Origin of the sequence: Pseudomonas sp. SG-MS2, assembly GCF_009933855.1 — a bacterium.
Taxonomy (GTDB): Bacteria; Pseudomonadota; Gammaproteobacteria; order Pseudomonadales; family Pseudomonadaceae; genus Aquipseudomonas; species Aquipseudomonas putida_E.
Genome location: NZ_MOMO01000181.1, coordinates 1 through 4,059, shown reverse-complemented (window position 1 = coordinate 4,059; position 4,059 = coordinate 1). Strand labels below are relative to the sequence as shown.

Here is a 4,059-nt window from a genome sequence, read left to right as displayed (position 1 = left end):
GTGGCGCATACCGGTGAACACCATCGCGATGCCAGCTTCGTCGGCAGCGGCGATGACTTCAGCATCGCGCATCGAACCACCTGGCTGGATCACGGCGCTGATACCCACTTTAGCTGCATTGTCGATGCCATCACGGAACGGGAAGAACGCGTCCGACGCCATGACCGCACCTTGCACCTGCAGGCCGGCATGCTCTGCCTTGATGGCCGCGATGCGCGCGGAGTTGACGCGGCTCATCTGGCCGGCGCCCACGCCGATGGTCTGGCGCTGCTTGGCGTAGACGATGGCGTTGGACTTGACGAACTTGGCCACTTTCCAGGCGAACACCAGGTCGTGGATTTCCTGCTCGGTCGGTGCACGCTTGGTGACGATCTTCAGGTCATCTGCGGTGATCATGCCGTTGTCGCGGCTCTGCACCAGCAGGCCACCGTTGACGCGCTTGAAGTCCCAACCAGCGGCGCGCTCGGCTGGCCACTCGCCGCACTCCAGCAGACGTACGTTTTGCTTGGCAGCCACCACGTCGCGGGCAGCCTGGGAGATTTTCGGGGCGATGATCACTTCGACGAACTGGCGCTCGACGATGGCCTGGGCGGTTTCGCCATCCAGTTCGCGGTTGAAGGCGATGATCCCGCCGAAGGCCGATTCGGTGTCGGTAGCGTAGGCCAGGTCATAGGCCTTGCGGATACCGCCCTCGTCTTCAGGCACCACGGCGACGCCGCATGGGTTGGCGTGCTTGACGATGACGCAGGCCGGCTTGACGAAGCTCTTCACGCACTCGAGCGCGGCGTCGGTGTCGGCCACGTTGTTGAACGACAGCTCCTTGCCCTGCAGCTGGATGGCGGTAGAAACGCTGGCTTCGCCTTTGTTGGCTTCAACGTAGAACGCCGCGCTCTGGTGCGGGTTCTCGCCGTAGCGCATTTCCTGAGCCTTGACGAACTGGCTGTTGAAGGTGCGCGGGAACTCGCTGCGCGCTTCGGTGGACAGCGTGTCCTTGGCCTGGTCGATGGTGCCCATGTAGTTGGCGATCATGCCGTCGTAAGCGGCAGTGTGCTCGAAGGCCTTGAGCATCAGGTCGAAACGCTGGGCGTAGGTCAGGCCGCCGGCCTTGAGGCCCTCGAGGACGCTGGCGTAGTCGCCGGCGTTGACCACGATAGCGACGTCCTTGTGGTTCTTGGCAGCCGAACGGACCATGGTCGGGCCACCGATGTCGATGTTCTCGATGGCGGTCGGCAGGTCACAGCCAGGTTTTGCGATGGTGGCTTCGAATGGGTAAAGGTTGACGGCGACCAGATCGATCGGCTTGATGCCGTGCTCGTTCATGATGGCGTCGTCGACACCGCGACGGCCGAGGATGCCGCCGTGAATCTTCGGGTGCAGGGTCTTGACCCGGCCGTCCATCATTTCGGCGAAGCCGGTGTAGTCGGCCACTTCCACCGCGTTCACGCCGTTGTCCTTGAGCAGCTTGTAGGTGCCGCCGGTGGACAGGATCTCGACACCGAGCTGCTGCAGCTCACGAGCGAATTCGAGGATACCGGTCTTGTCGGAGACGCTGATCAGGGCGCGGCGGACTGGCAGGCGGGTAGTCTGGTCGGTCATTTCGGATTCCAATAACGCGGTGGAGTCAGCAAAAAAGGCGCCTCTGTTCAGGGAGCCGCCTTTTCTGATTGGGATTCTGGCTTACAACAAGTCGTACTGCTTGAGTTTCTTGCGCAGGGTGCCTCGGTTGAGCCCGAGCATCTCGCTGGCCTTGGTCTGGTTGCCCTTGACGTAATTCATCACGCTTTCGAGCAGGGGCGCCTCGACTTCGGAGAGCACCAGGTTGTACACGTCAGTGACGGTAGCGCCTTCCAGGTGTGCGAAGTAGTTGTGCAGCGCCTTCTCGACGCTGTCACGAAGGGTCTGGCCCTCTTCGCTCGGCGTGTTGAGGTGCTGTTTGAGGTTGGCGTTGTCGCTCACGGGCGTTGTTCCACTCACTAATGTCTCGGTCATCATCGTCATGCGGCCACCCCTTGTCCGTCCTCTGTCTCAAGGCTCTGTCGACGTTCGCTGAAATACGCTCGAACGTTGGCGCACTGCGCTTGTGTGTCTTCCAAAGCGTTGAACCGGGAGCGAAACTCCTTGCCGCCGGGTCGTGTTGCCAGGTACCAGCCAACGTGCTTGCGGGCGATACGTACGCCCATCACATCGCCATAGAAGGCGTGCAGCGCGGCAAGGTGCTCCAGCAGGATACGTTCCACTTCGTCCAGCTGCGGGGCCGGCAAATGCTGGCCAGTCCCCAGGTAATGCTCGATCTCGCGAAAGATCCAGGGCCGCCCCTGGGCGGCCCTGCCAATCAGCAGACCGTCGACGCCGGTGGCGTCCAGCACCGCCCGGGCCTTTTCTGGCGAAGTGATATCGCCGTTGGCAAAAACCGGGATGGACACCGCCTGCTTGATGGCAGCGATGGTGTCGTATTCGGCTTCGCCGGTGTACAGGTCGGCGCGTGTGCGGCCATGCACCGCCAGCGCCTGGATGCCAGCCTGCTCGGCGATCCTCGCCACGTTCAGGCCGTTCTTGTTCGCCCGGTCCCAACCGGTGCGGATCTTCAGGGTCACCGGGACGTCCACCGCGCCGACGACGGCGTGGAGAATCTCGCTGACCAAAGCTTCATCTCTCAATAAAGCAGAGCCTGCAGCTTTGTTGCAGACTTTTTTCGCCGGGCAACCCATGTTGATGTCGATGATCTGGGCGCCAGCTTCGACGTTGGCCCTGGCCGCCGCCGCCATCATCTGCGCATCGCCACCGGCGATCTGTACCGAGCGCGGCTCGGGATCGCCTTCGTGAATGCGGCGCAGGCTCGACTTGCGGCTGTTCCACAGGCTCATGTCGCTGCTGACCATCTCCGACACCACCATGCCCGCGCCCAGGCGCTTGCAAAGTGTACGGAAAGGCTGGTCCGTGACCCCGGCCATGGGCGCGAGGATCAGGTTGTTGCGTAGTGTGTATGGGCCGATGCGTACCGCCGACATAGGTGTTCCCTGTTGTGGGGCCGAATCATTGGAGTCGAAAAAGGGTTGGCATAATACCCGCTCTCGGTGACCGGATAAAGATGGATTTGGATAAATTCTGAACAGTTGTAGGCTTATGCCTTTGAGCTTCAAGCTTCACGCTTCACGCGGCAAGAAGAAGCCAGACCGGTTGTCGGCTCGCTTCTCTTGCAGCTTGCCGCTCGGCGTTTATTCGGGGGAGCGGAAGCTGAGGCTGTAGTTCACTGCTTTCGGGCCAGGGTCGAGGATGTCCAGGGCAATGTGGATCGGCGTCTGGCTGGGCATTTCGCCACGGCCGGCCAATTCACCCGAGAGATACTCGCTCGGCTTGAAGCGCCGGCTGGCGATCAATTGGCCATTGAGGTCGGCAAAACGCAGTTCCAGCAGCGGGAACGGCTGGGCGAAGGGCGCGCGGTTGTAGATGATCGCATCGACGATCAGCGCGCCCTTGAAGTCAGGGTGGCTGCGCACCACCAGGTTGCTGCTCTTGATTCGGCCGATGTCGACACGGGTGGGCACCTCGCAGCCAAGCATCGGGCACAGTTGCTGGAAGAGCGGGCGGTACTGGTCCTGGCGCGCCATTTCGTCGAAATGGAACCACACGTACTGGAATGCCAGCAGGCCGGCGGCCAGCAGGGTGAGCAAGCCCCAGAGCACGCGTTTGCCCCAGTGGGGGCGCGGCTTCTCCCAGCCCAGTTGCAAAGGGTCGTCGACCACGTCGATGAGCGGCTCCTTGCGTGACGGGCGCTGGGGCCTGGCAGCGAAGCCAGGTTCAAGGCGCTCGCCGGTCAGCGCCGGGGCAGGGGTGTCATCGTGCGCCGCCAGATGCAGATCCGTATCGTCATCATCGCGGGCGCTCAGGCCTTTTTCGTGAACGGGTTCGTCATCTGGCGACAGCCGCTCGGAAAAGTCGTGCGCGTTATCGCGCTCGGCAGCCCGATGCGTGGCAGGTTCATCATCGAAGTCCAGGTCCAGGTTGCCGTCCAGTGTGGGCTCGGTGCGATCGCCTGGGGCGGGCTCCAGGTCCAGTGGC

Annotated in this window: 4 protein-coding genes; all 4 read right to left on the bottom strand. The window is 62.4% G+C overall.

Translation table 11 applies throughout. From position 1 onward, the window contains the following. A partial coding sequence (purH, locus tag BLX42_RS15475) for a bifunctional phosphoribosylaminoimidazolecarboxamide formyltransferase/IMP cyclohydrolase (protein WP_161872113.1) occupies positions 1 to 1,596 on the bottom strand: 1,596 nt, incomplete at its 3' end. Between the two features lie 81 nt (positions 1,597 to 1,677). Further along, positions 1,678 to 1,998 (bottom strand): DNA-binding transcriptional regulator Fis, encoded by a 321-nt coding sequence (fis, locus tag BLX42_RS15470; protein ID WP_008093076.1) that lies wholly within the window; start codon positions 1,996 to 1,998, stop codon positions 1,678 to 1,680. Continuing rightward, a complete protein-coding gene (dusB, locus tag BLX42_RS15465) occupies positions 1,995 to 3,008 on the bottom strand; it encodes a tRNA dihydrouridine synthase DusB (protein WP_012316410.1) in 1,014 nt (337 codons plus the stop codon). Before dusB ends, fis begins: the two co-directional genes overlap by 4 nt. Before the next feature lie 207 nt (positions 3,009 to 3,215). Beyond that, a partial coding sequence (locus BLX42_RS15460; protein ID WP_161872112.1) for a DUF3426 domain-containing protein occupies positions 3,216 to 4,059 on the bottom strand: 844 nt, incomplete at its 5' end.